Origin of the sequence: Mucilaginibacter arboris (assembly GCF_009754915.1) — a bacterium.
Lineage (GTDB): Bacteria > Bacteroidota > Bacteroidia > Sphingobacteriales > Sphingobacteriaceae > Mucilaginibacter_A > Mucilaginibacter_A arboris.
On the sequence record NZ_WPIK01000003.1, the window covers coordinates 42,008 to 63,683 of the forward strand.

General features: G+C 38.8%; 22 protein-coding genes. 11 read left to right on the forward strand and 11 right to left on the reverse strand.

The window, feature by feature from the left end; all coding sequences use genetic code 11:
* Positions 1-107 precede the first annotated feature (107 nt).
* The 7 genes from hemB to hemJ all read left to right on the forward strand — a co-directional run bounded on the left by hemB (position 108) and on the right by hemJ (position 6,515).
* Positions 108-1,079, forward strand: a complete 972-nt coding sequence (gene hemB / locus GO621_RS03420) for a porphobilinogen synthase (protein ID WP_157564212.1) — start codon at positions 108-110, stop codon at positions 1,077-1,079.
* An 84-nt stretch (positions 1,080-1,163) separates the two neighbouring features.
* Positions 1,164-2,528 carry a glutamate-1-semialdehyde 2,1-aminomutase gene (gene hemL / locus GO621_RS03425; RefSeq protein WP_157564214.1) on the forward strand — a complete coding sequence of 455 codons (1,365 nt, stop codon included), beginning with the start codon at positions 1,164-1,166 and terminating at the stop codon, positions 2,526-2,528.
* 52 nt (positions 2,529-2,580) lie between these two features.
* Positions 2,581-3,450, forward strand: a complete 870-nt coding sequence (locus GO621_RS03430) for a sensor histidine kinase (protein ID WP_157564216.1) — start codon at positions 2,581-2,583, stop codon at positions 3,448-3,450.
* Positions 3,451-3,472: 22 nt separating this feature from the next.
* Positions 3,473-4,177, forward strand: coding sequence for a response regulator transcription factor (locus tag GO621_RS03435; RefSeq protein ID WP_317163388.1), 705 nt, complete (start codon positions 3,473-3,475; stop codon positions 4,175-4,177).
* A gap of 5 nt (positions 4,178-4,182) precedes the next feature.
* Complete coding sequence (locus GO621_RS03440; RefSeq protein ID WP_157564220.1) at positions 4,183-4,710, forward strand: tetratricopeptide repeat protein; 528 nt, start codon at positions 4,183-4,185, stop codon at positions 4,708-4,710.
* Between the two features lie 87 nt (positions 4,711-4,797).
* Positions 4,798-5,823, forward strand: coding sequence for a uroporphyrinogen decarboxylase (gene hemE, locus GO621_RS03445; RefSeq protein WP_157564222.1), 1,026 nt, complete (start codon positions 4,798-4,800; stop codon positions 5,821-5,823).
* Positions 5,824-5,981: 158 nt separating this feature from the next.
* Positions 5,982-6,515, forward strand: a complete 534-nt coding sequence (gene hemJ / locus GO621_RS03450; RefSeq protein ID WP_157564224.1) for a protoporphyrinogen oxidase HemJ — start codon at positions 5,982-5,984, stop codon at positions 6,513-6,515.
* Positions 6,516-6,558: 43 nt separating this feature from the next.
* On the opposite strand, the gene GO621_RS03455 is transcribed toward hemJ, so the two are convergent.
* The 3 genes from GO621_RS03455 to GO621_RS03465 form a co-directional block, all read right to left on the reverse strand.
* Positions 6,559-6,726 carry a type II toxin-antitoxin system VapB family antitoxin gene (locus GO621_RS03455; protein ID WP_157564226.1) on the reverse strand — a complete coding sequence of 56 codons (168 nt, stop codon included), beginning with the start codon at positions 6,724-6,726 and terminating at the stop codon, positions 6,559-6,561.
* 233 nt (positions 6,727-6,959) lie between these two features.
* Positions 6,960-7,721, reverse strand: coding sequence for an NYN domain-containing protein (locus GO621_RS03460; RefSeq protein ID WP_157564228.1), 762 nt, complete (start codon positions 7,719-7,721; stop codon positions 6,960-6,962).
* Between the two features lie 406 nt (positions 7,722-8,127).
* Positions 8,128-10,548, reverse strand: coding sequence for an AsmA family protein (locus GO621_RS03465; protein ID WP_157564231.1), 2,421 nt, complete (start codon positions 10,546-10,548; stop codon positions 8,128-8,130).
* A 246-nt stretch (positions 10,549-10,794) separates the two neighbouring features.
* Here GO621_RS03465 and GO621_RS03470 point away from each other — a divergent pair, with 246 nt between their 5' ends.
* From GO621_RS03470 to GO621_RS03480, 3 genes are read left to right on the forward strand one after another with little or no spacing between them, the layout of a single operon-like run.
* Positions 10,795-11,358 carry an RNA polymerase sigma factor gene (locus tag GO621_RS03470; protein ID WP_157564632.1) on the forward strand — a complete coding sequence of 188 codons (564 nt, stop codon included), beginning with the start codon at positions 10,795-10,797 and terminating at the stop codon, positions 11,356-11,358.
* A complete protein-coding gene (locus GO621_RS03475) occupies positions 11,342-12,118 on the forward strand; it encodes a hypothetical protein (protein WP_157564232.1) in 777 nt (258 codons plus the stop codon). The genes GO621_RS03470 and GO621_RS03475 overlap by 17 nt, the downstream gene beginning before the upstream one ends.
* Before the next feature lie 18 nt (positions 12,119-12,136).
* The gene (locus GO621_RS03480) at positions 12,137-12,943 is read left to right on the forward strand and encodes an outer membrane beta-barrel protein (protein WP_157564234.1); all 807 of its coding nucleotides are present in this window, start codon (positions 12,137-12,139) and stop codon (positions 12,941-12,943) included.
* 223 nt (positions 12,944-13,166) lie between these two features.
* On the opposite strand, the gene GO621_RS19355 is transcribed toward GO621_RS03480, so the two are convergent.
* Positions 13,167-13,394 carry a nucleotidyltransferase family protein gene (locus GO621_RS19355; protein WP_394350182.1) on the reverse strand — a complete coding sequence of 76 codons (228 nt, stop codon included), beginning with the start codon at positions 13,392-13,394 and terminating at the stop codon, positions 13,167-13,169.
* A 186-nt stretch (positions 13,395-13,580) separates the two neighbouring features.
* On the opposite strand from GO621_RS19355, the gene GO621_RS03490 reads away from it, so the two are divergent.
* Positions 13,581-14,597 (forward strand): ABC transporter ATP-binding protein, encoded by a 1,017-nt coding sequence (locus tag GO621_RS03490; RefSeq protein WP_157564236.1) that lies wholly within the window; start codon positions 13,581-13,583, stop codon positions 14,595-14,597.
* Here the strand turns inward: GO621_RS03490 and ilvA are convergent.
* From ilvA to leuC, 7 genes are all read right to left on the reverse strand, one after another.
* Entirely contained in the window at positions 14,594-15,841 is a 1,248-nt protein-coding gene (gene ilvA / locus GO621_RS03495; RefSeq protein ID WP_157564238.1) for a threonine ammonia-lyase IlvA, read from the reverse strand. The genes GO621_RS03490 and ilvA overlap by 4 nt on opposite strands.
* Before the next feature lie 20 nt (positions 15,842-15,861).
* Entirely contained in the window at positions 15,862-17,028 is a 1,167-nt protein-coding gene (locus tag GO621_RS03500) for a 2-isopropylmalate synthase (protein ID WP_157564239.1), read from the reverse strand.
* Positions 17,029-17,098: 70 nt separating this feature from the next.
* Complete coding sequence (locus GO621_RS03505) at positions 17,099-17,863, reverse strand: class I SAM-dependent methyltransferase (RefSeq protein ID WP_157564242.1); 765 nt, start codon at positions 17,861-17,863, stop codon at positions 17,099-17,101.
* The gene (leuB, locus tag GO621_RS03510) at positions 17,860-18,951 is read right to left on the reverse strand and encodes a 3-isopropylmalate dehydrogenase (RefSeq protein WP_157564244.1); all 1,092 of its coding nucleotides are present in this window, start codon (positions 18,949-18,951) and stop codon (positions 17,860-17,862) included. The genes GO621_RS03505 and leuB overlap by 4 nt, the downstream gene beginning before the upstream one ends.
* 160 nt (positions 18,952-19,111) lie before the next feature.
* Positions 19,112-19,708, reverse strand: a complete 597-nt coding sequence (leuD, locus tag GO621_RS03515) for a 3-isopropylmalate dehydratase small subunit (RefSeq protein ID WP_157564246.1) — start codon at positions 19,706-19,708, stop codon at positions 19,112-19,114.
* 50 nt (positions 19,709-19,758) lie between these two features.
* Positions 19,759-20,175, reverse strand: a complete 417-nt coding sequence (locus GO621_RS03520; protein ID WP_157564248.1) for a GxxExxY protein — start codon at positions 20,173-20,175, stop codon at positions 19,759-19,761.
* Between the two features lie 21 nt (positions 20,176-20,196).
* Positions 20,197-21,618 (reverse strand): 3-isopropylmalate dehydratase large subunit, encoded by a 1,422-nt coding sequence (gene leuC / locus GO621_RS03525; RefSeq protein ID WP_157564250.1) that lies wholly within the window; start codon positions 21,616-21,618, stop codon positions 20,197-20,199.
* Positions 21,619-21,676 lie beyond the last annotated feature (58 nt).

The window sequence follows — 21,676 nt, forward strand, 5'->3', positions numbered from 1 at the left end:
AAATGATTCGTCATAAATATACGAGAACTCTAATAATCAAATGTTGTTGGTTCCAAGCATTCGTTTATAATACCAACTGTTTTTAGCTAATAATTACCAATAAAGATATGTTACAGAGGCCAAGAAGAAACCGGAAATCAGAAGTGATCCGGCAAATGGTTCAGGAAACGGTTTTACAACCGGCTAACCTGATTTTTCCATTATTTATTGTAGATGGAAATGCGCAGAAAACAGAAGTTAATTCGATGCCGGGCATTTTCCGTCATTCTATTGATAATTTGCTGCGCGAAGTAGAAAGTTGCGCTAAATTAGGTTTAAAAGCTTTCGACCTTTTTCCCAATATTGAAGAATCTTTAAAAGATAAATATGCCACAGAAAGTTACCGCGAAAACAGCTTGTATTTAAGGGCGATAAAAGAAGTAAAGCAACATTTCCCTGAAGTATGTGTGGTTACAGATGTTGCGATGGACCCTTACAGTTCTGACGGGCACGACGGTATTGTAGAAAACGGAGAGATTTTAAACGATGAAACACTCGAAGTTTTAGGTAAAATGGCTTTGGCACATGCGCAGGCCGGAGCAGATATTATTGCACCATCGGATATGATGGACGGGCGCGTAGCTTACATTCGCAAAGTGTTGGATGAAAATAAATTTACCAATGTTTCCATCATGTCTTATGCAGCTAAGTACGCAAGCGCCTTTTACGGGCCGTTTCGCGATGCTTTAAAATCTGCCCCAAAACATGGCGATAAAAAGAGCTACCAGATGAACCCGGCCAATCAAAAAGAAGCATTAATTGAAGCGCGTTTGGATGAGGAAGAAGGTGCAGATTTTTTAATGGTAAAACCTGCATTGCCTTATTTGGACGTGATCAAATTATTGCACGATAATTTTGAATTGCCCATTGCGGCTTATAACGTAAGCGGAGAATATGCCATGATCAAAGCAGCAGTACAAAAAGGCTGGCTGGACGAGCGACGGTCTATTATGGAGGTTTTATTAGGTATTCGCCGCGCCGGTGCAACTGCCATTTTAACGTACCACGCTAAAGAAGTGCTGGAAAAAGGGTGGTTGTAGAAGAGGAAAAAGGTGAAAGGATAAAGGAAAAAAGGCTTTCCGGAGACAGAAACTGGCAACGGATAACAGGCAACAGAAAAGAAAATGAATTTAATAAAAGATACAGAAACAGCCGCAGAAGAATTGGCAGCACATCCAACAAGCAAACCGGATATTAGCCGCGAAAAATCTGCTGAATTATACGAGAAAGCTAAAGCATATTTTCCTGGCGGCGTAAACTCGCCGGTCCGGGCTTTTAAATCTGTTTATGGTACGCCTTTGTTTATCCAGAAAGGTGATGGCTGCCGTATTTGGGATGCGGATGGAAACGGGTTTATTGATTTCTGTTGTTCCTGGGGGCCGTTAATTTTAGGTCATAATCATCCTCACGTTCGCGAAAAAGTAACCGAAACGATGCAAAATGGCATGTCTTTCGGTGCACCAACCGCTTTAGAAAATGAACTGGCAGAACTGATTTTAAAGCACAATAAATATATTCAGAAACTGCGTTTTGTAAGTTCCGGAACAGAAGCGGTGATGTCCGCCATTCGGTTAGCGCGCGGTTATACCAAACGCGATAAGATTTTAAAATTTGAAGGCTGCTATCATGGCCATGTAGATTCTTTGCTGGTAAAAGCAGGTTCCGGTTTGGTTACTTTCGGCGAAACTTCCTCCGCAGGTGTTCCAAAATCTTTTGCTGATGAAACCATTGTGGTTCCGTTGAATGACCGCGAAGCTTTGAAATTAGCTTTTGAAGAATTTAAAGATCAGATTGCAGCAGTTATTATCGAACCTGTTCCGGCCAATAACGGTTTGTTGTTGCAGGAAAAGGAGTTTCTGAAATATTTACGAGAAATTTGTACGGTAAACAAAGCATTGCTCATTTTTGATGAGGTAATTTCTGGTTTCCGTTTAGGTTTTGAAGGCGCTTCCGGTTTTTATCAAATCAAGCCTGATATCATTACTTACGGCAAAATTATTGGCGGTGGTTTACCGGTTGGCGCTTATGGTTCTTCCGCAGAAATCATGTCGAACATTTCTCCCGAAGGTTCTGTTTATCAGGCAGGGACATTATCAGGAAACCCGGTTGCCATGTCTGCCGGAATTGCACAATTAAGCGAATTGGCCAAACCAGGTTTTTACGAAGAACTGAATGCCAAAGCAGCAGCGTTTGCAAATGCCATTCAGCAATATGCAACAGAAAAAGGCTTCAAACTAAAAGTTTTTCATGTTGGTTCTATCTTTTGGTTTGCTTTTACAGATCAGGAAAGCATCCGAAGGGCAGATGAAATTGATGCTTCAAGCATGGAAAAGTTCAAGTTGTTCCATCGCGAATTGTTAAACCGGGGCATTTATATCGGCCCTTCCGGTTACGAGGTTGGTTTTGTTTCATCAGTTCATACAAAAGATGATCTGGAAAAAGCAAAACTGGCGATATTTGAAAGTTTGGATTTTGTGTTTAAAAACTAAGATACATGCTTCTTTTATGGCATAAATTATAGTGTATTTAATTAAGATTACGATGCGCAAACCATTTATAATTTTCTACTTCCTAATTTTTTATACGCTTGCCGAATTGATTTGGTGGAGCGTATTACTGGTTCGTTCTCAGCCTGGAAGAATTGGAATGATTTTAGGCGAACTTGCTGTTTTTATCGCTATATTTTCTGTTGGCGCTTACTTTCTGCATAAATCTATTAATAACGAAAGAAGGTTACATCAGCAACAAAAAAACTTCCTGCTTTCCGTTACGCACGAACTTAAATCGCCGTTGGCTTCCATTAAATTATATCTTCAAACCATTCAAAAACGCGATTTAAACCGCGAACAGCAACTTAATTTCATCAGTAAAAGTCTGGTTGATATTGAACGGTTGAATGATATGGTAGAGAACATGCTGATTGCTTCACGGATCGACAACAGTTCTTATACTTTTCCGAAAGAAAAATTTAATCTGTCAGAACTGGTCCAAACGATAGTCAGCCGTTTGCAAATCAATAAATGCGATTGTAACCAGCAGATCATTTCTGCTGATGTTGATCCGGATGTTGAAATTGTTGGCGATAAGTTTGCCCTTTCTTCCATGATCAATAACCTGGTAGAAAATGCCATTAAATATTCTGGCCCGTGCGAAGTGGTAGAAGTAAAGTTGAAACGTAAAGAACAATCGGTACATTTAATGGTTGCAGATCATGGTATCGGTATTGCTGATGTAGAAAAACCCCGCATTTTTGATAAGTTTTACCGTGTTGGCAACGAAGATACCAGAAACACAAAAGGTACAGGCCTTGGTTTATTTATTGTGAAACACGTGTTGGATAAGCATGATGCCACCATAAAAGTACGTGATAATAAACCATCAGGCAGTATATTTGAAGTTGTTTTTGCGTAAACACCAATTTCTTAAACCCACAATAATGAGTAAGAAAAGAATTTTACTGGTAGAAGATGAAGAGCACCTGCTCGAAGCCATTAAATTAAACCTGGAGCTGGAAGGTTACAAGGTTTCGAGCGCCGTTAACGGTAAAAAAGCATTACAGATTTATAAAGAAGAGCGTTTTAATTTGATTATTCTGGATGTGATGCTGCCGGAAATTGATGGTTTTCAGGTAGCTGAAACGATCCGATTGGAAAATTCTGAAGTGCCAATCATGTTTTTAACAGCTAAAAACACCAATGAAGACCGTGTAAACGGTTTGAAAAAAGGTGCAGATGATTACCTGACCAAGCCTTTTAATCTGGAAGAACTGATTTTAAGGGTGAATAACTTAGTTAAAAGAGGTTTAAAAGGTGATGAACTGAAAGAGTTTAACAGTTATAAAATTGGTGATAAAACGATCCATTTCAATTCTTTTGAGCTGATTAATGATGACGGGACCATCACACCACTTACTAAAAAAGAAACCATGCTGCTTAAACTGCTGATTGAACGCCGGAACGAAGCGGTATCGCGTGAGCAAATTTTGGAAACAGTGTGGAATTACGATGTTTATCCATCTACCCGGACAATTGATAATTTTATCCTGACCTTCCGTAAATATTTTGAACCTGATCCTAAAAACCCGGTTTTCTTTCATTCTATCCGTGGCGTAGGCTATAAATTTACTGATAATCACTAATATTAATGTTTACTAACCGGGCACGGCAGCTGGTTATTGCAGTTTTTATCTTGGTCCTGCTGTTTGGTATTTACGAACAGGTATATGAAATAACAGGGGCTGCCCTGCTGGCCATTGGCATTTTGCTTTGGGGATATTTTAAAGAAGGGACAGTAATACTGGCCGCAAAAGATTTTCACGATAAAAACTACGAAAAAACAGAAGCTTTGCTAAACCAGGTTGCCCGGCCACACTGGTTAGCCAAAAAGCGGCGGGGCTATTACGAATATATGATGGGCGGCATCTCTCTCCAAAAACAAGATTTTGAGGCCGCAGAACAACACTACGAAATTGCTGTTCAATTTCCGCTTCGTTCTGTAAATGATCATGTTGCTGCTCTGGTCCATGTAGCCAACATCAGTTTAAGGCAGCATCGTTTTGATAAGGCAGAAGCCTATCTCAGCCTCGCTAAAAAGCAAGACAATCAAATTACTGCCCGTATGCGCGAGGTTATTACAAAACTCGAAAGAGAAATTAAACAACGTAAAATTTAGCTATATGCTTCTTTTATCCTCCTAAAACGTACAACCCGCAACTTATAACTTACAACTTTTTGATGCTTCTTTTATCACATAAAAATTATGATCAATACTTTACTGCTTGATGCAGCCTTTTCTAAACCTACCGAACGTCCTCCAGTTTGGATGATGCGCCAGGCAGGCCGGTTTATGCCGCAATACTGGGAAATCAAGAACAAATATTCTTTTTTGGAGATGTGCAAAACACCGGAAATTGCTGCCGATGTTACTATGCTGCCGGTTGATTTGCTGGATGTAGATGCTGCTATTTTGTTTTCTGATATTCTGGTTACTGCCGAAGCAATGGGTGGCGATTTGAGTTTTACACAAGGCATTGGCCCGAAGTTTGCAAATCCGGTCCGTACCCTTGCTGATATAGAAAAGCTGGAAACCGAAGTAGGGGATAAACTGCAATATGTTGCAGATGCGATAAAAGTAATACAGCAGCGTTTAAACGGTAAAATTCCACTGATTGGTTTTGCCGGTGCCCCTTTTACCGTAATGAGTTATTTAGTGGAAGGCGGTTCGTCAAAAGATTTTAAACTAACCAAACTAATGCTGCATAACGAACCAGGGCTGGCACATCGTTTATTGGCAAAAATTGCAACTGTAACTGCTGATTATTTGAATTTACAAATTGCCGCAGGTGTAAATGCCGTACAAATATTTGATAGCTGGGCACAAGCTTTAAGCTGGGATGATTATACCGAATTTTCTCATCGTTACATTACCGGGATCATCAGTAAATTAAACCGTAAGGATATTCCTGTGATCTCTTTTTGTAAAGGAAGTTCGGTTTTTGCGCCGCTAATGGCCGAAGCAAAACCAGATGTAATTTCGATAGATTGGAACGTTGATTTGCTTGATATTAAAAATAGGTTGCCAAAAGAAGTAGCTGTACAGGGAAACCTGGATCCGCATATTTTGTATGCTGATAAAAAGGTGATCAAAGAACGTATTTACCGTTTGTTTGAAAGGATGCGTGGTGAGAATGGTTTTATATTTAATCTTGGCCATGGTATTATGCCAGATATTCCTTTTGATAATGTAAAGTATGCAGTTGAAGTGGTAAAAGAGTTTCGATATTAATAAATATTATATTCTCCTATTCATCGATTAACATTCGTCGTTTTGTCATTCCAATGATAGGAGGAATCTTCATCAAAGCAGAACAAATAATAGTTCGAAGAAGATTTCTCCCTTTGGCCGAAATGACAGAAGTATAAAAATTCAGGCATAAAAGAAGCATGTACCTCTATCTGAAAGCCATTCATATCATTTTTGTAGTAAGCTGGATGGCCGGGCTTTTTTATCTGGTGCGTTTATTTATTTATCACACAGAAGCAAAACAACGATCTGAAACAGAACAGAAAATACTGTTTGCACAGTTTGAAGTAATGGAGCGAAAGCTATACGGAATTATTACTGTCCCAGCCATGATTTTAACGTTGATGGCAGGCATTGCAATGGCGTATTTGCAACCTTTCTGGCTGCAACAAAGCTGGTTGCAAGTAAAATTAGGTTTTGTATTAGCGATGGTGGTTTACACTTTCATCTGCCAAAAAATGATGAAGCAGTTGCGAAACGGCATTTTTAAATATACTTCTACACAATTACGTATCTGGAATGAAGTTGCTACTATATTGCTTTTTGCCATAGTTTTTCTGGCTGTACTTAAAAATGCTGTTGACTGGATTTATGGTTTGATCGGTTTGTTAGTGTTTGCGATGATTATTATGTCGGCCGTGAAGATTTATAAGTATTATCGGTTGAAGAAGTAGAATAAAACGATAAAAACCAAACAGAAGAAGGTTTTAGGAGTAGTTAAATTAATTTCAAATCACTGTATTTGTAGGCTTCTTCATCTATTTCAATTTTCCCCCATAAGTTTAACAACTTTTCTTGGTTTTTCATTCTGATATACATTTCCAGTGCTTTTTCAACTACCTGTTTCTTGGTTTTGGAGTTACCTGCCTTTAATGCCTTTTCCATTAGCTGGTCGTCATATCTATATTGGTTCTCATGTGCGTAAAATTTTAATGGAGATACACAACGTATATAAAAGCAACGGAAATTAAATGTCTATTACACTTATTGATTACGTAAATAGGCATTATGTTATAACAAGGTTTCTATAGGTTGCAATATTAAGCCAACAATGAAAATTTATAAGTATTTTCAATTGAAAAAGTAGAGCTTTGGAAAAATACTGTCAGCTTACTGCTTTACTTTTTCCTGATATAAATATGTTTAATATTATGTTTGCCCGTATCCCGCTCATCAATTTCAAATCTGTTAATACTTTTTATTAAGGGCAGCATTTTAGCAAAACCGTAATTCCGGGAGTCGAAATCAGGTTTCTTTTTGAGCATTAAATTTCCTAATTCACCTAAAAACGCCCAGCCGTTTTCGTCTGCTAAATCGGTTATACTATCTGTTAACAGTTTGATTACTTCAGGATCAATTTTACTTAATGGTTCAGCTACCGTTTTCTTTGCATTTTTTAAGGTTTTCTTCTTGCCAGTTTCTGGTGGACTTACAATTTCTTTTTTTAGAATTTCAATGTAAATAAACTTATCGCAGGCGGTTATGAACGGCGTTAAAGTTTTCTTTTCGCCAATTCCAATCACTTTCATGCCAGCTTCCCGAAGGCGGGTAGCAAGCCGGGTAAAATCGCTGTCACTGGAAACGATACAAAAGCCATCTACTTTTCCGGTGTATAAAATATCCATCGCATCTATAATCAGCGCACTATCACTTGCATTCTTTCCGGTAGAGTAGCTGTATTGCTGGATAGGCGTAATGGCATTTTCTAACAGAACATTTTTCCAGCCGGAAACAGTTGGTTTTGTCCAATCTGCATAGATCCTTTTAAAAGTAGGTGTTCCATATTTTGCAATTTCCTCAAACATTTCTTTCACATTGGCATAAGGTACATTGTCTGCATCAATCAATACGGCCAGTTTGAGGTCTTTTTTAGTTTCCATTATCAGGTAAATTGTGTAGGATAGGTTGTTTTGGTATGGCTCGTTTTTATACTTTTGCCATCACTTCAGCTACAAAATCCTTCTAACACAGTTAGATTATTTATAAAGATACAAAACCTACCTCACCAACTTCCCATCCTTCCAAACCATCTTTGCTTGTTTCACTGCTTTAATACCTTCCGCCGGATTACCTTCCACTGCCGTAAATATATGTTAGATTTACCCCGGTAATAGAAGCATTAAAAATATCGATCGGAAAAGTTTAAACAAATGCATAGCTTAATTTTAATAGGGTAAAAGAAGCATCAGCAGAATTGCCTGCAATACCAGCTATGGAACAAGGTTAGCAGATGCTTCTTTTATGCACTTAAAATAAGTGGCTAACCAGGATAAATTGAGGTTTAGTTTAATGATGGTTTTTGTTCCAGCCAAACTTAATTTTGCCGTTTTCGCCATCGCTTGCCAGAATGTGTAAAACAATTCCCTTCATCCTTCTTTCCTGTTTTTCCTGCTGATTTGTAATCCCTTCATCTTTTTTAGGGTTGCGTAAAGGAATATCCAAGGCAATATTTGTTCCTTTTGAAAGCGAATAAATGCCGGCAACATTCATATTTAAAACACTCGAATTAATCATCATTGGGTTGATGGTAATTTTATCGCCATGCAAATCAAACTTTCCGTCCAGGTTGTTAAAAGTAATATTGTTAAGGTTACGTAACGGAAATGCAAATTTGCCAACATTTGTAATCGGTTCAAAATCTAATAATGCGCCTTTTTTCAGGTTTAAATTCACTGTTCCGTTTATAGATCTTGGAACAATTTTACCCTGATCGGTAAGGTTACCAGAAATGTTTGATTTTAAAAACAAGAAGCCGCGCAGGTTTTTGTAAGTAAAATCTTTCAGGCCAAAATTATCAAACGAGTAAAAGAAGTTGCTGATATTTACATTGTTAACGCTGGTATTGATTGCAAAATGATTTAAAACGCCATTTTGTGTAATCCTGCCGTTCAGATTAACAGAACCGCCTGAATTTTTTACCTGCACATTTTTCATTTCTATACCCGTTTCCGATAGCAGTAAATCTGCATTTACATCCGTAGCCATAAACTTAAAATAGTAAGCTTTGTCCACATGCAAATGCATATCTGCGCTGCCTTTTTCTAACACTGTATTAAGTTGATCGGCAAAGTTAGTGCTGTTTCTTTTCTTAACCGTTGTGCTTCGTTTACCAGATAAAAAACCTAAAAATTCGCCTAAATATAATTGCGGGCTGCGTATTTGCCAGTTCACCAGAATCTTCTCGGGTGCGGTATAATACAAGTTCAGGAAATTTTTTACGCTTCCTTCCATATAAACAATACTTCTTCCGCTTTGTAAATGAATGTTTTTTAAGTAAAGGTCATCGCCGGTAAAATTGAGCGAGATGGAAGTATTTTTAAAATTAAGCTTGCGCGGCAGGTAATTAACATCTGCATTTTTAATGTTAACCAAGCCATGAACAATTGGTTTAACTAACTTAAAATCAACAATATTTGCGGTATAACTCAAATCAAGATCAGCCGTGCCTTTGGTTAGGTTTAGTGTTTCAGAAAACAAATGGTTTAGCCTTGCTACTGCAAATTTCGATTTTAATTTTCCGGCAGCAATTGGTTTATTGAGGTTACTGATAATGCCGGTATCAACCCTAAAAGGAACCTGCTCATAGTTGCCTGTAAGCTGATAAATTTTAATGGCCGAATTTTCATCCGTCAAACCTTTTCCCTTGATATAATTATTGGTAAAAGCAGCCTGGAAACTACAACTGTCCACCGTGCCTTCGGGTGTGCTGAGTGTATTGTTTTTAACCGTACATTTTACATCAATTGCCGGATCGCCGCCTTTGTTAAAACTACCTGCAATAACGGCATTTACATCAAAGGGATGTTTTAAATCAAACATATTTAAATGCGAGGTAATATTAGGGGCAAGCAGGGCAGATGCACGTTTCCACAAAATTTCGTGCTCGGTAATATCAATGGTAAAATCTCCGGGGTTCTTTATGGTACTGAATTTACCTGAGATAATAAAAGGGTCATCGCCAATATTTAATGTATTTGGAGCTACCGTAATGATGCCATTTGTTGCATTAAAAGCAGCAACTATTGTTCCCTGTAATAGTTTATCTTTGATAAAACTTCCGCGTAAGGTGTTAAAAGCCATGCTTTTAGCAAGTACTTTTAGGTTGAGGTTAGCGTTCCAGTCATCGTTCTTGTAATCAATTTTGCCTTTTAAATTATCAACAGCAAAATGAAAAAGTTTATGTCCTTTTTGATTATCAAGGATGAAATTAACCTGGTTTAGATAAAACTGCCTTACTTCTGCTGTAGAATTATCATTTTTAGCTGCGCTACTTTTTGGTTTTTCCTGCTTCCTTAAAACAAAGGTATTGCTGTAACCTGTACTATCGGTATATAAATAAATGGTAGCCTGGTCAAGCCCCATTTTATTAATTTTAATGGCGCCGTGCATTAATGCAAAAGCATTAACAGAAATATTAAAGTTTTTAGCTTCCAGCAAAGTATGGTGATGGACTTTCCACAAACTATCGCGCAAAACAACATCTTTCAAGGTAACTGAAATGCCGGGGAAACCACTTAAAAAAGAAGGGTTCATGCTGGCTATGGTTAAAGTGCCGCCATGCAGGTTTTTGTTAAGTTCTTTGATAATTGCATTCAGGAAATATTGTTTATGAAAGTTAATATAGGAAGTTGCTGCTACCAAAGCAATCAAAAGTAATCCTACAAGAATGGCAAATATTTTAAATAGAGTTTTTAACCAGCGCGGCATTGTTCAAAAATTTATTAGCTAAGGTTTACAGGTTTACTTTGTTTGTGCAAAAAGCGGAAAAACCAAAATGTTTTACAATATATTTAGAATGATGAATATAAGTAAAAGTATGCTCTTTTGAACAATAATTATTCGGGTGGCTGCCATTTATACACTAATTTTTACCTGGTAAAAACAGTATCTGTAATTTTATTTCTGCAGGTATGCAACCAATTTAAAACATACGTCATCTTGTTTATATAAATGATGCTTTTGGAACACAGGCTAACAGAGTTGATTGAAGGCTGCCGTTTGGGCAACCGGAAAGCGCAGGAAACGCTTTACAAACTTTTTGCTGCTAAAATGTTAGGTGTTTGCCTGCGTTACGCTACCGATAAAATGGAAGCAGAAGATATGCTGCAAAACGGATTTATTAAAGTATTTGGAAAGCTAAAAGACTTTAAAGGAGAGGGTTCTTTTGAAGGCTGGGTAAGGCGGATCATGGTTCATAGTTCTATCGAATATTACCGCAAGCACCATAAAATGATGCAACTGGTAGAAATGGATGCACCAGGCGCAGAACAATCGGTAAATGCTGTTGCAGCAAGCAGTTTGGAAGCAAAAGATTTGCTGGCAATGATACAGACTTTGCCTGCCGGTTACCGGATGGTTTTTAATTTATACGCGATGGAAGGTTTTTCGCACAAAGAGATCGGGGCGATGTTACAAATTAGTGAAGGCGCATCAAAATCGCAACTGTCCAGGGCACGCACAATTTTAAAAGAAATGGTTAACAAAATGGAAGGAGTAAGGTATGAAGATTTCGGATAAAGAACTGGATGATCTGTTTCAATCCAAACTAAACAACCTGGAGACAGAACCTGATGCAAGGGTTTGGAACAATATTTCGGCACAACTCAACATAAAACCAAAAAAGAAAAGCATCATCATGTCAATCTTGCAAATTGCTGCAAGTATGGTAATTGTGTTTTCAGCCGGATGGCTGTTGCTCCGGCAAAATGATCAGCTTGTAAAAAAACCGCTTCCGCAAAAAGTAGTTAAGCTTGAATTGAAACGGCCGCCAACCGCAATTCAGGAAAGTGAAAGCTTGGTTAAGAAAAAGGTGCTTCTTTTATCTGCTAAAAATAAGGTGATAAAAGAAGCATGGACATCTAAAAGAAAACATCATGCAATTGCTTTAAAGCCTGAAATCGGACCAGAACAAGATGATGCTTCAACCCAAACACTGGCACAAAATAAGCAAGAACAGGATTTACAAAAAAGTAATATTACCCAAAGCAGAATTGCTGTTGTGCCCGATATTGCAACAAGTTTGAATGTACAACCCGAAAATGAAACGCCGGTAACAACACCCGTTAAACCACCAGTTTTAGCTGTTAAAAGAAGCATGCCGGTAACCGTTGCCAAACATAAAGGCATCCGTACTGTTGGCGATCTTGTGAATTTAGTAATGGCCAAAGTTGATAAGCGCCAGGACAAGCTGATCGAGTTTACAGATAGTGATGATGGTGAAGAATCAAACATAACCGGCATTAACCTTGGTATTATCAGCCTTAAAAAAGAAAAATAACCTAAATTTTAAATCTATATGAAACGCTTACTTTTTACCATAACTTTTTGTAGTTTACTGGTTCCGGTTTTCGCACAAATCAAAACAGATTCTGCTATCACTCAAACAGATACCTCCCGGGCTAAAAAACATGGCTACAAACTGTTAATTGGTATTAAAACTAAAACTGATACAGTTAAAACTAAAATTGTAAAAAAATCATCAGGCTTTAATTTCGGCCTTACCTTTTCCCGTTTTGATCTTGGTTTTGCCCGCTTGCTTGATAATGGTAGTTTTACCTTATCTTCTAAAAACCAGTTCCTGGATTATAAAGGCGGCAAAACTGCTTATGTAGGTTTTGATGTTTTGCAGATGGGCTATCGTTTTAACCCGTATTTTAAAGTTTATTTAGCCGGTGGTTTTGATTGGACATTGATCCGTTTGCGCCAGAATATCACCATTCAGGAAAATACTTCCACCTTAACTTATACTACAGATAATGTTAATTATAGCAAAAACCGTTTTTCGGCCAGTTATCTGCGTATTCCTTTAGCTTTTGATTTCAGGACGAAAGATGATAAACGCGGCAACAAATTTCATTTTACTGCCGGCCCTGAAATTGGTTTTTTGCTAAATGGAAAAGTGAAACAAATTAGTGACGAGTTCGGCAAGAAGAAGTTTTACGATAATTATCATTTTAACCAGTTTCGTTATGGCGCTTACGCCCGCGTCGGCTATAAAAGCTTGGGCTTATTCGTGAAGTATTACCAAAATGGAATGTTTGAAAATAGTCCAGATCAAAACGGATTGAAAAATATGAACTTTGGATTGACTTTTGGGCTTTAAGCATCTACCGTTTCAGTTTTATACATCAGGAAAAACTTAACTTCCCTGATGTTTAAATATTTCAATCCATTCTCTTAGAAGCTGTTTAAATTATTTTCCATGCTTCTTTTATCGCCTTAAAATCTGTGATCCACTTGCTTTTTTTAATTGCCACGGCCTTCAGGCCGTGGGCGGTAAAAACACAGGAAGCGGCTTTAGCCCAAAAAAGAAACATACAAAAAATTCACTGAATAAATTTTAAACAGCTTCTTAATTCAGGGATATTTGTTTTAACAGTATCATAAGATATATATTCTACGGTTTCTAAAATATTCGGGCCAATATGCTTGCTTAGCGATTGTTCAGTAATAAGGTCAACTTTATTTTCGAACAGATCTTCCAAAAAATAAACAATGCTAAGGTAATTTTGAAAGGTCTTTTTCTCTTGCCTGATGTCAACTAATAAATCTATATCACTTTTTTATGGTTGCTTTATTTTTAACATAAGAACCCAAAGGCCAATCTCCCGAACGCCAAAAGCAGAAAGCTGTGCTTTATTAGCAGACAGTTTTTCTAAAATAATATCTTTTGTAAGCGGAGAACGCATAATCAAAAATACTAAATAAACCGGAAATTCTGTTTTACGTATCTTTACCAAATGACAGAATCTATGCCTTTTTTAGAGGTAAAAAATGTAACCAAATTATTTGCAGGCGAAAAAATATCAGGTGTTAAAAATATAAGTTTAAGTATTGCTGAAGGTAAAATTACAGCGATTATTGGACGGAGCGGAAGCGGAAAATCAACTTTATTAAATTTAATTTATGGATTGATTGATCCTGATGCAGGCAGGATTACATTTTTAGGAGAACGTGTTTGGGGGCCTGCAGAAAAACTGATTCCCGGTCACGATCAAATGAAAATGGTTACCCAGCAATCCGATCATTTGAACCATTATGCAAAAGTTTGGGATAATGTAGCTTCGTTGCTGCCTAACACCAATCTAACTTATAAATCAGCAAAAACAACCGAAGTATTACAGCAATTACGTTTGCTGGATTTAAAAGAAAGGCGTGTTGCAGATTTGAGCGGCGGCGAACGCCAGCGTGTTTCTATTGCACGTGCGTTGGTTGCTAACCCAAAAGTTTTGTTGCTGGACGAGCCTTTTAACCAGGTTGATGCTTCTTTTAGGGACAATTTGCAGCAGGATATACGGGAAATAGTCCGGCAAACAGGATTAACCGTGATCATGGTTTCGCATGATCCGCAAGAAGTTTTATCGCTGGCAGATGAATTAGTTGTTTTAAAAGATGGCGAAGTAGTTGAAGCAGGAAACCCACAGCAATTGTATCAGCAGCCTGAAAATTTATATACAGCTACTTTGCTGGCAAACGGTACTGTTTTTAATGGCATAAAAGCAGCATCCTTAGGAATTGCTACCAAAAAAAAAACAATAATGGTTTATGCAGAAGGATTTTATATCGATAAAAACAGCATTGAAAACCTGTGTACAATTGAAGCGGTTTTATTTAAAGGGTTTTACGAAGAACTGGTTTTGAACAATGGCACAGTAAAATTTAAAACAATTAATTTAAACGTAGGGGCATACCAAACAGGAGATCGGGTTAGTGTTACAATAAAACAGTTTTTAACTTTTGAAGAAGGGCTTGCTTAGATAAAATATTCAAACAAATTATTATCGTTGTTGATCTCTTTGTAATCAAAACGGTTTTCTTTCATGCGGCTGATTAACGAGGCGTAATCTTCTTTATCTTTCAACTCGATACAAACCAATGCCGGCCCGCTTTCCCGTTCTGTTTTTTTCACAAACTCAAAACGGGTAATATCATCGGTTGGCCCTAAAACCTTGTTGGCAAACAAACGCAAAGCGCCCGGGCGTTGCGGGAAACGTACGATAAAGTAATGCTTTAATCCTTCGTATAACAAAGATCGTTCTTTAATTTCCTGCAAACGGTCAATGTCGTTATTGCCGCCGCTGATAACGCAAACTACTTTTTTGCCTGCTATTTTATCTTTGCAGAAATCCAAGGCAGAAACAGATAAAGCGCCAGCAGGTTCGGCAACAATGGCATCCTCGTTGTATAATTTCAGGATAGTGGTACAAACTTTTCCTTCGGGGATCAGCAGCATTTCGTCTAATACTTCATGGCACAACTGGTAAGTGATATAGCCAACCCTTTTTACAGAAGCGCCATCCACAAAACGATTAATCGTATCCAAAGTAACCGGTTCTAAGTGTGCAAAAGCCTGGTACATAGAAGGTGCGCCTTCCGGTTCTGTTCCGATTAAGCTAACATCCGGTTTGTGTTGACGGATAAACTGGCCTAAACCCGCTGCTAATCCGCCACCGCCAACAGGCATAATGATCGTATCCACCTCAGGTAAATCTTCTAGGATTTCTACACCAACAGTTCCCTGTCCTTCTATAATTTGTAAATTATCAAAAGGCGGAATAAAAGTTAAACCGTGCAATTGTGTGTATGCCAATGCTTCTGCCAGGCAATCATCAAAAGTATCTCCAACAAGGATCGTCTCAACCATGCCATTGCCAAACATGCGTGTTTGATTAACCTTTTGCTTGGGTGTAATTTCAGGCATAAAAATAACTCCTTTGGTGCCTAATTTATTACAGGAAAAGGCAACGCCCTGCGCATGGTTGCCGGCGCTTGCGCAAACTACGCCGCGCTGCAATTGCTCTTCGCTTAGCTGGCTGATCATGTTATAAGCGCCGCGGAGTTTATAAGAGCGTACTATTTGTAAATCTTCCCTTTTCAGGTAAACTTCGCAGTTGTATTTAACCGATAAATGGTGGTTGTACTGTAAAGGTGTGCGGTTAACTACGTTTTTTAGCCTGTTATAGGCGGCCAAAAAATCAAGTTGTTGTGTTTCTGTTTCCATGGGCTGAAATGCTGCGGCAACTACCTGGCGCTTGCTACTGTAATTAAGCCAAGTAAGTCGTCATCGTTAAGGTCTAATTTGCTGTCGGCTAAAGTTAAAAAGCGTTTGTAGGTTTCGTCTAATTCGGTTTTGCTAAGCTGATGTCCTAAACGTTCTAAATGAAATCTCAGGGCATGACGCCCGCTGCGTGCGGTCAATACAATACTGGCGCTTGGAAAGCCAACGTCTTCCGGTTTGATGATCTCGTAATTTTCGCGGTTTTTCAGGAACCCATCCTGATGGATACCAGAACTATGCGCAAAAGCATTGCTGCCAACGATCGCTTTATTTGGCTGTACGGGCATCCGCATTTGCGTGCTTACCATCCGGCTTAATTCATAAAAGGCTTTGGTGTTGATGTGATCGATATTAAGGTTGAGGCTTTGATGGGTTTTCAGGATCATCACTACTTCTTCTATCGATGTATTTCCTGCACGTTCGCCAATGCCGTTGATCGTTCCTTCAATTTGTCGTGCGCCATTTTGTAGGCCCGAAACAGAATTAGCAGTGGCTAAACCGAGATCATTATGGCAATGAACAGAAATAATAGCCTGATCGATATTTTTTACGTTTTCTTTTAAAAATCTGATCTTGCTGCCGTACTGGTCCGGCAGGCAATACCCGTTTGTGTCCGGTATATTTACCACCGTGGCGCCCGCCGCAATAACGGCTTCTATCATTTTAGCTAAATACTCAATATCTGCACGCCCGGCATCTTCTGCATAAAACTCAATATCTTCTACAAAACCTTTGGCATATTTTACAGCAGTAACCGCACGTTCCAGTATTTCTTCGCGAGTGCTGTTAAACTTATGCCTGATATGCATATCCGAAGCGCCAATGCCGGTATGGATACGCGGATGTTTGGCATACTGCAACGAAGCAACAGCCGAATCAATATCGCCTTTATGTGCACGGGTTAAAGCACAAACAATAGGGTTTTTAACGGCTTTGGATATTTCTACAACACTTTGGAAATCACCGGGACTGGAAACCGGGAAACCGGCTTCAATTACGTCCACGCCCAGAGCTTCCAGTTCTTTTGCAATTTCAATTTTTTCGCTGGTACTTAACTGGCATCCCGGAACCTGTTCGCCATCGCGAAGTGTGGTGTCAAAAATGTAGATATGGTTTGGGTCGTGTAACATATTTTTGGTTTTTTGGGTTTGAGGTACGAGGTTTGAGGTACGAGGTTGCAAAGCCCTACTACCTCGTGCCTCAAACCTCTTTTATCGCTATAAATCTTAATCTTTTATAATCGGCATACCATTCGCCATCGCGCTGATAATACGGTCCTAATTGTTGTGCGAGTTCCTGCAAAATTTCCTGTTGGTGTGCTTCTTTTATGCCAGTAAAAAAGTCGGAAGCAAACATCGTGGCCCATTTTTTTACGCCTTCGGCCTGGTCCTGCAATAAGGTTTCGCGGTCAAAAAGGGCAGCGTAAGTAACTTTAAAACCGGCTTTTTCCAGCATAGAAGTATATTCTCCAACGGAAGGAAAAAACAGGTATTCCATTTGCGACTGCTGCTTGTATCCGTATCGATCTAAAATATTTTTTAATGCCGAGATCATTTTTTCAACATTGCCTTTGCCGCCCATTTCGGCTACAAATCTTCCGCCCGGTTTTAATGCCTTAAAAACAGCATTCATCATTTTAGGTTGATTTTTAGCTTTGATCCAATGCAAAACAGCATTAGAAAAAACAGCGTTAAAAGAAGCATCGTAACCTAAATCAGTTGCATCTGCAACTTTAAATTCTGTTTGCGGATAACTTTGCTTTGCTTTTTCAATCATTTCTGCCGAACTATCGACGCCCAAAACTATTGCACCTTCTTCGCGGATGACATTGGTAAGATAACCGGAGCCGCAACCTAAATCCAGGATATGTTCTCCAGGTTTTGGTTCCAGCAACTGTAAAAAGTTCTCTCCGTATTTAAATACGAAATCGTGTTTTTGATCGTACAGTTCAGCATTCCATTTCATATTGATACGGCTTGTTGTAGGTGGTCTAATAGTTTTTGTCCCATTTGTTCTGTTCCCAAAACTTTGGTTACGTCATCTTTGGTGTTAGCAATATCGCTTGTGCGATAGCCTTTTTTTAATGTTTGTTCTACAGCCTGAGTTACGGCTTTTGCTTCTTCTTTTAAGCCGAAGCCAATTTCTAACATCAAAGCAACGGATAGGATAGAAGCAAGCGGATTTGCAATATTTTTTCCGGCGATGTCATGTGCTGAACCATGGATTGGTTCAAAAAAACCAGTTCCGTCTCCGATAGAAGCCGAGGCCAGCATTCCCATTGAACCGGCGATCTGCGAAGCTTCATCCGTTAAAATATCTCCGAATAAATTGGCTGTTAAAACCACGTCGAATTTCTTAGGATTTTTTACCAATTGCATGGCTGCATTGTCTATAAACATGTGTTCCGTTTCTACGTCGGGATATTCTTTGGCAATTTCCTGAACTGTTTCACGCCATAATCTCGAAGATTCCAACACATTTGCTTTATCAACCGAACATAATTTATGGCGACGTAAACGGGCAGCTTCGTAAGCTTTGCGCGCAATGCGTTCTACTTCATATCGATGATAAATCATTAAATCAGAAGCTGTATTCCGGTCTTCCGATCTTTTTTTCTCACCAAAATAAACGTCTCCTGTTAATTCACGAAAAAACAAAATATCAGTTCCTTTTAATATTTCCGGTTTTAAGCTGGAAGCATCTAAAAGTTCATCAAATAAAAGAATAGGGCGTAAATTAGCGTACAAGCCAAGTTCTTTGCGTATTTTTAATAAACCTTGCTCCGGGCGTATTTTTAGTGACGGATCATTATCGTATTTAGCATGACCCACCGCTCCAAACAAAATAGCATCGCTTGCTTTAGCTTTTTCCAGCGTTTCATCCGGTAATGGGTTTCCCGTAGCTTCAATTGCTGCATGCCCCATCATAGCAGTATCAAAAGTGAATTCGTGCCCGTACTGAAAAGCAATTTGTTCTAAAACAGCTTTTCCCCAGGTAGTAACTTCCGGGCCAATGCCATCACCAGGGATGATTAATATATGTTTTTTTGCCATTGTATTTTGTTCGTCTTGTATTTATCCGCACTGTCATATCGACCTTAAGGAGAAATCTTATTCAAAATGATATTTTTATCTGCTAAAAGAAGCATTGAAGGCCTGTTATTTCGATGAAGCTTTCTCCTTAAGGTCGAAATGAAAAAACCGAAATAACAAATTATATCACCTTGCTTCTTTCGTAAGTTTCAATCCAGTCCTTGTTGTTCAGCACGTAATCAATATCATCGTAACCGTTTAATAAGCAAGCTTTTTTATAGGGATTGATCTCGAAATTTTCCTGTTCTCCGGTACTGCAAATTTTGATAAACTGCTGTTCCAAGTCAACTTCCACTTCGGTATGGCGGTCTTTGGCTACTTCCGTAAAAATGCGGTCTAAAAAGTAATCGCTTACCTGAACCGGCAGCAGGCCATTGTTCAGCGCATTTCCTTTAAAAATATCTGCAAAAAAACTACTGACCACTACGTCGAAACCATAATCAGCAATGGCCCATGCAGCATGCTCACGACTACTGCCACAACCGAAATTTTTGCCAGCCACTAAAATTTTGCCGGAGTAAAGAGGATTATTTAAAATAAATTCCTGCTTTGGTTGTCCGTTGATATCAAAACGCCAGTCGCAAAATAAATTCTGGCCAAAACCTTCCCGCGTTGTGGCTTTTAAAAAACGCGCTGGAATAATTTGATCAGTATCAATATTTTCAACTTGCAGCGGTACTACACTTGATTGGATATGTTTGAAAATTTTAGTGGACATTGTCTGAACCTGAATTTTTAGAATTAATAAATTTTAGAATTATGGAAAGTTTAGTTTTCTAATAAATTGCTATTGAACTTTTTGTTTAATAACCTTTTGAATTGTAAACTTTTGCTTCCAAAGTTAATGAGCAAACCAGTTTGCATATTATAAGCTTCCAGATAGTTTAGTGCTTGTGCAAGATGAACGTCTTCCAAATTAATGATTGCTTTCAACTCCACCATAATTGAATTTTCTACAAAGAAATCTACACGTCTTGTTCCTATGTGTTCCAATCTGTAATAAATAGCCATTTCCATTTCTCTTTGAAAATTTAGCTTATCCAAACTCATTTCTATTGCTAAAGCTCTTTGATAAATTACTTCCTGAAAGCCGTTTCCTAATGTTGAATGAACACGCATTGAACAACCTATAATCTTTCCTGTGCAATCATTAAACTCTTCGGAAGTTCTTTTTAAGTTATTCATTTTCTCGAAATTTTGCTAATTCTAAAATTCCACAAATTCCGGTTCAGACAGCATTTCCCGAACATCCGTAACCCTACCCGTAACCGCCGCCGCTGCCGCCGTAAGCGGACTGGCCAAAAACGTACGTGCATTAGGCCCTTGTCTTCCTTCAAAGTTTCTGTTTGAGGTTGATACACAATATTTTCCTGCCGGAATTTTATCTTCATTCATTCCTAAACAAGCGCTGCAACCGGGTTCGCGAAGAAAAAATCCTGCAGATTCAAATACTTTGTCCAATCCTTCTGCAATGGCCTGTAATTGCACTTGTTTTGATCCTGGAACAATCCACGCGGTAACATGCGGCGCTTTATGTCTTCCTTTTACAAACTCGGCAACCTGGCGTAAGTCTTCAATACGGGAATTGGTACAACTGCCGATGAAAACGTAATCAATTGGTTTGCCCAGGATTTCGGTATTGTCCTGCAAAGCCATGTAATCGAGCGCTTTCTGATAAGAATTTTGCTCATGCTGTTCCAATGCTTCTTTTGCAGGTATATTTTGGGTGATGCCAATGCCCATTCCCGGATTGGTACCGTAGGTGATCATTGGTTCGATATCTGCTGCATTGAAATATAAAACCTCGTCAAAAACAGCATCCTTGTCAGAGTACAACGTTTTCCACCATGCCAATGCTTTATCCCAAGCTTCGCCTTTTGGTGCAAATTCTTTATCTTTTACATAATCAAAAGTAGTTTGGTCGGGAGCGATCATGCCGCCGCGTGCACCCATTTCGATGCTCATATTACAGATCGTCATCCGGCCTTCCATACTCAAACCTCTGATCGTGTCGCCTGCATATTCCACAAAATAACCCGTGCCGCCGGCAGCAGAAATTTTAGAAATAATGTAGAGGATAATATCTTTTGCGCCTACGCCAAACGGTAACTTTCCGTTCACTTCAATCTTCATTCGTTTTGGTTTAGATTGAAGGAGGCATTGTGTTGCTAAAACCTGTTCTACCTGCGAAGTGCCGATGCCAAAAGCAATCGTTCCGAATGCGCCATGTGTTGAAGTGTGGCTATCACCGCAAACAATGGTTTTTCCCGGAATGGTTATGCCTAATTCTGGCCCGATTACGTGTACAATTCCCTGATATGGATGGCCGAGGCCGTATAGTTCTACACCAAATTCTGCACAGTTTTTGGTCAGCATATCTACTTGCTTGCGCGAAAGTTCTTCGCGTATCGGTTGGTCCTGATGAATGGTTGGAACGTTATGATCTGCCGTTGCAACGGTTTGTTTCGGACGAAAAACCGGAATTCCACGTACACGCAAACCATCAAAAGCCTGCGGACTGGTTACTTCGTGGATAAAATGCGTATCAATATATAAAACATCCGGAAAACCTTCTGAACGGTTGACTATATGCGCATCCCAGATTTTATCAAATAATGTTTGTCCCATTTTCTTTCAGTTTTGTGTTGTCGGTTGCGGGTTCCCAGTTCTGGCTGACTTCAGCGCT

Excerpts from the sequence above, each read along its gene's own strand:
- GO621_RS03520 (WP_157564248.1), bottom strand. The coding sequence starts at position 20,175 with ATGAATAACTTAAAAAGAACTTCCGAAGAGTTTAATGATTGCACAGGA.
- GO621_RS03505 (WP_157564242.1), bottom strand. The coding sequence starts at position 17,863 with ATGAAATGGAATGCTGAACTGTACGATCAAAAACACGATTTCGTATTT.
- hemE (WP_157564222.1), top strand. The coding sequence starts at position 4,798 with ATGATCAATACTTTACTGCTTGATGCAGCCTTTTCTAAACCTACCGAA.
- GO621_RS03500 (WP_157564239.1), bottom strand. The coding sequence starts at position 17,028 with ATGTTACACGACCCAAACCATATCTACATTTTTGACACCACACTTCGC.
- ilvA (WP_157564238.1), bottom strand. The coding sequence starts at position 15,841 with ATGGAAACAGAAACACAACAACTTGATTTTTTGGCCGCCTATAACAGG.
- GO621_RS03475 (WP_157564232.1), top strand. The coding sequence starts at position 11,342 with ATGAAGATTTCGGATAAAGAACTGGATGATCTGTTTCAATCCAAACTA.
- leuC (WP_157564250.1), bottom strand. The coding sequence starts at position 21,618 with ATGGGACAAACATTATTTGATAAAATCTGGGATGCGCATATAGTCAAC.
- leuB (WP_157564244.1), bottom strand. The coding sequence starts at position 18,951 with ATGGCAAAAAAACATATATTAATCATCCCTGGTGATGGCATTGGCCCG.
- GO621_RS03480 (WP_157564234.1), top strand. The coding sequence starts at position 12,137 with ATGAAACGCTTACTTTTTACCATAACTTTTTGTAGTTTACTGGTTCCG.
- GO621_RS03455 (WP_157564226.1), bottom strand. The coding sequence starts at position 6,726 with ATGGAAAAGGCATTAAAGGCAGGTAACTCCAAAACCAAGAAACAGGTA.
- GO621_RS03430 (WP_157564216.1), top strand. The coding sequence starts at position 2,581 with ATGCGCAAACCATTTATAATTTTCTACTTCCTAATTTTTTATACGCTT.
- hemJ (WP_157564224.1), top strand. The coding sequence starts at position 5,982 with ATGTACCTCTATCTGAAAGCCATTCATATCATTTTTGTAGTAAGCTGG.
- GO621_RS03465 (WP_157564231.1), bottom strand. The coding sequence starts at position 10,548 with ATGCCGCGCTGGTTAAAAACTCTATTTAAAATATTTGCCATTCTTGTA.
- hemB (WP_157564212.1), top strand. The coding sequence starts at position 108 with ATGTTACAGAGGCCAAGAAGAAACCGGAAATCAGAAGTGATCCGGCAA.
- GO621_RS03490 (WP_157564236.1), top strand. The coding sequence starts at position 13,581 with ATGACAGAATCTATGCCTTTTTTAGAGGTAAAAAATGTAACCAAATTA.
- GO621_RS03440 (WP_157564220.1), top strand. The coding sequence starts at position 4,183 with ATGTTTACTAACCGGGCACGGCAGCTGGTTATTGCAGTTTTTATCTTG.
- GO621_RS03470 (WP_157564632.1), top strand. The coding sequence starts at position 10,795 with ATGCTTTTGGAACACAGGCTAACAGAGTTGATTGAAGGCTGCCGTTTG.
- hemL (WP_157564214.1), top strand. The coding sequence starts at position 1,164 with ATGAATTTAATAAAAGATACAGAAACAGCCGCAGAAGAATTGGCAGCA.
- leuD (WP_157564246.1), bottom strand. The coding sequence starts at position 19,708 with ATGTCCACTAAAATTTTCAAACATATCCAATCAAGTGTAGTACCGCTG.
- GO621_RS03460 (WP_157564228.1), bottom strand. The coding sequence starts at position 7,721 with ATGGAAACTAAAAAAGACCTCAAACTGGCCGTATTGATTGATGCAGAC.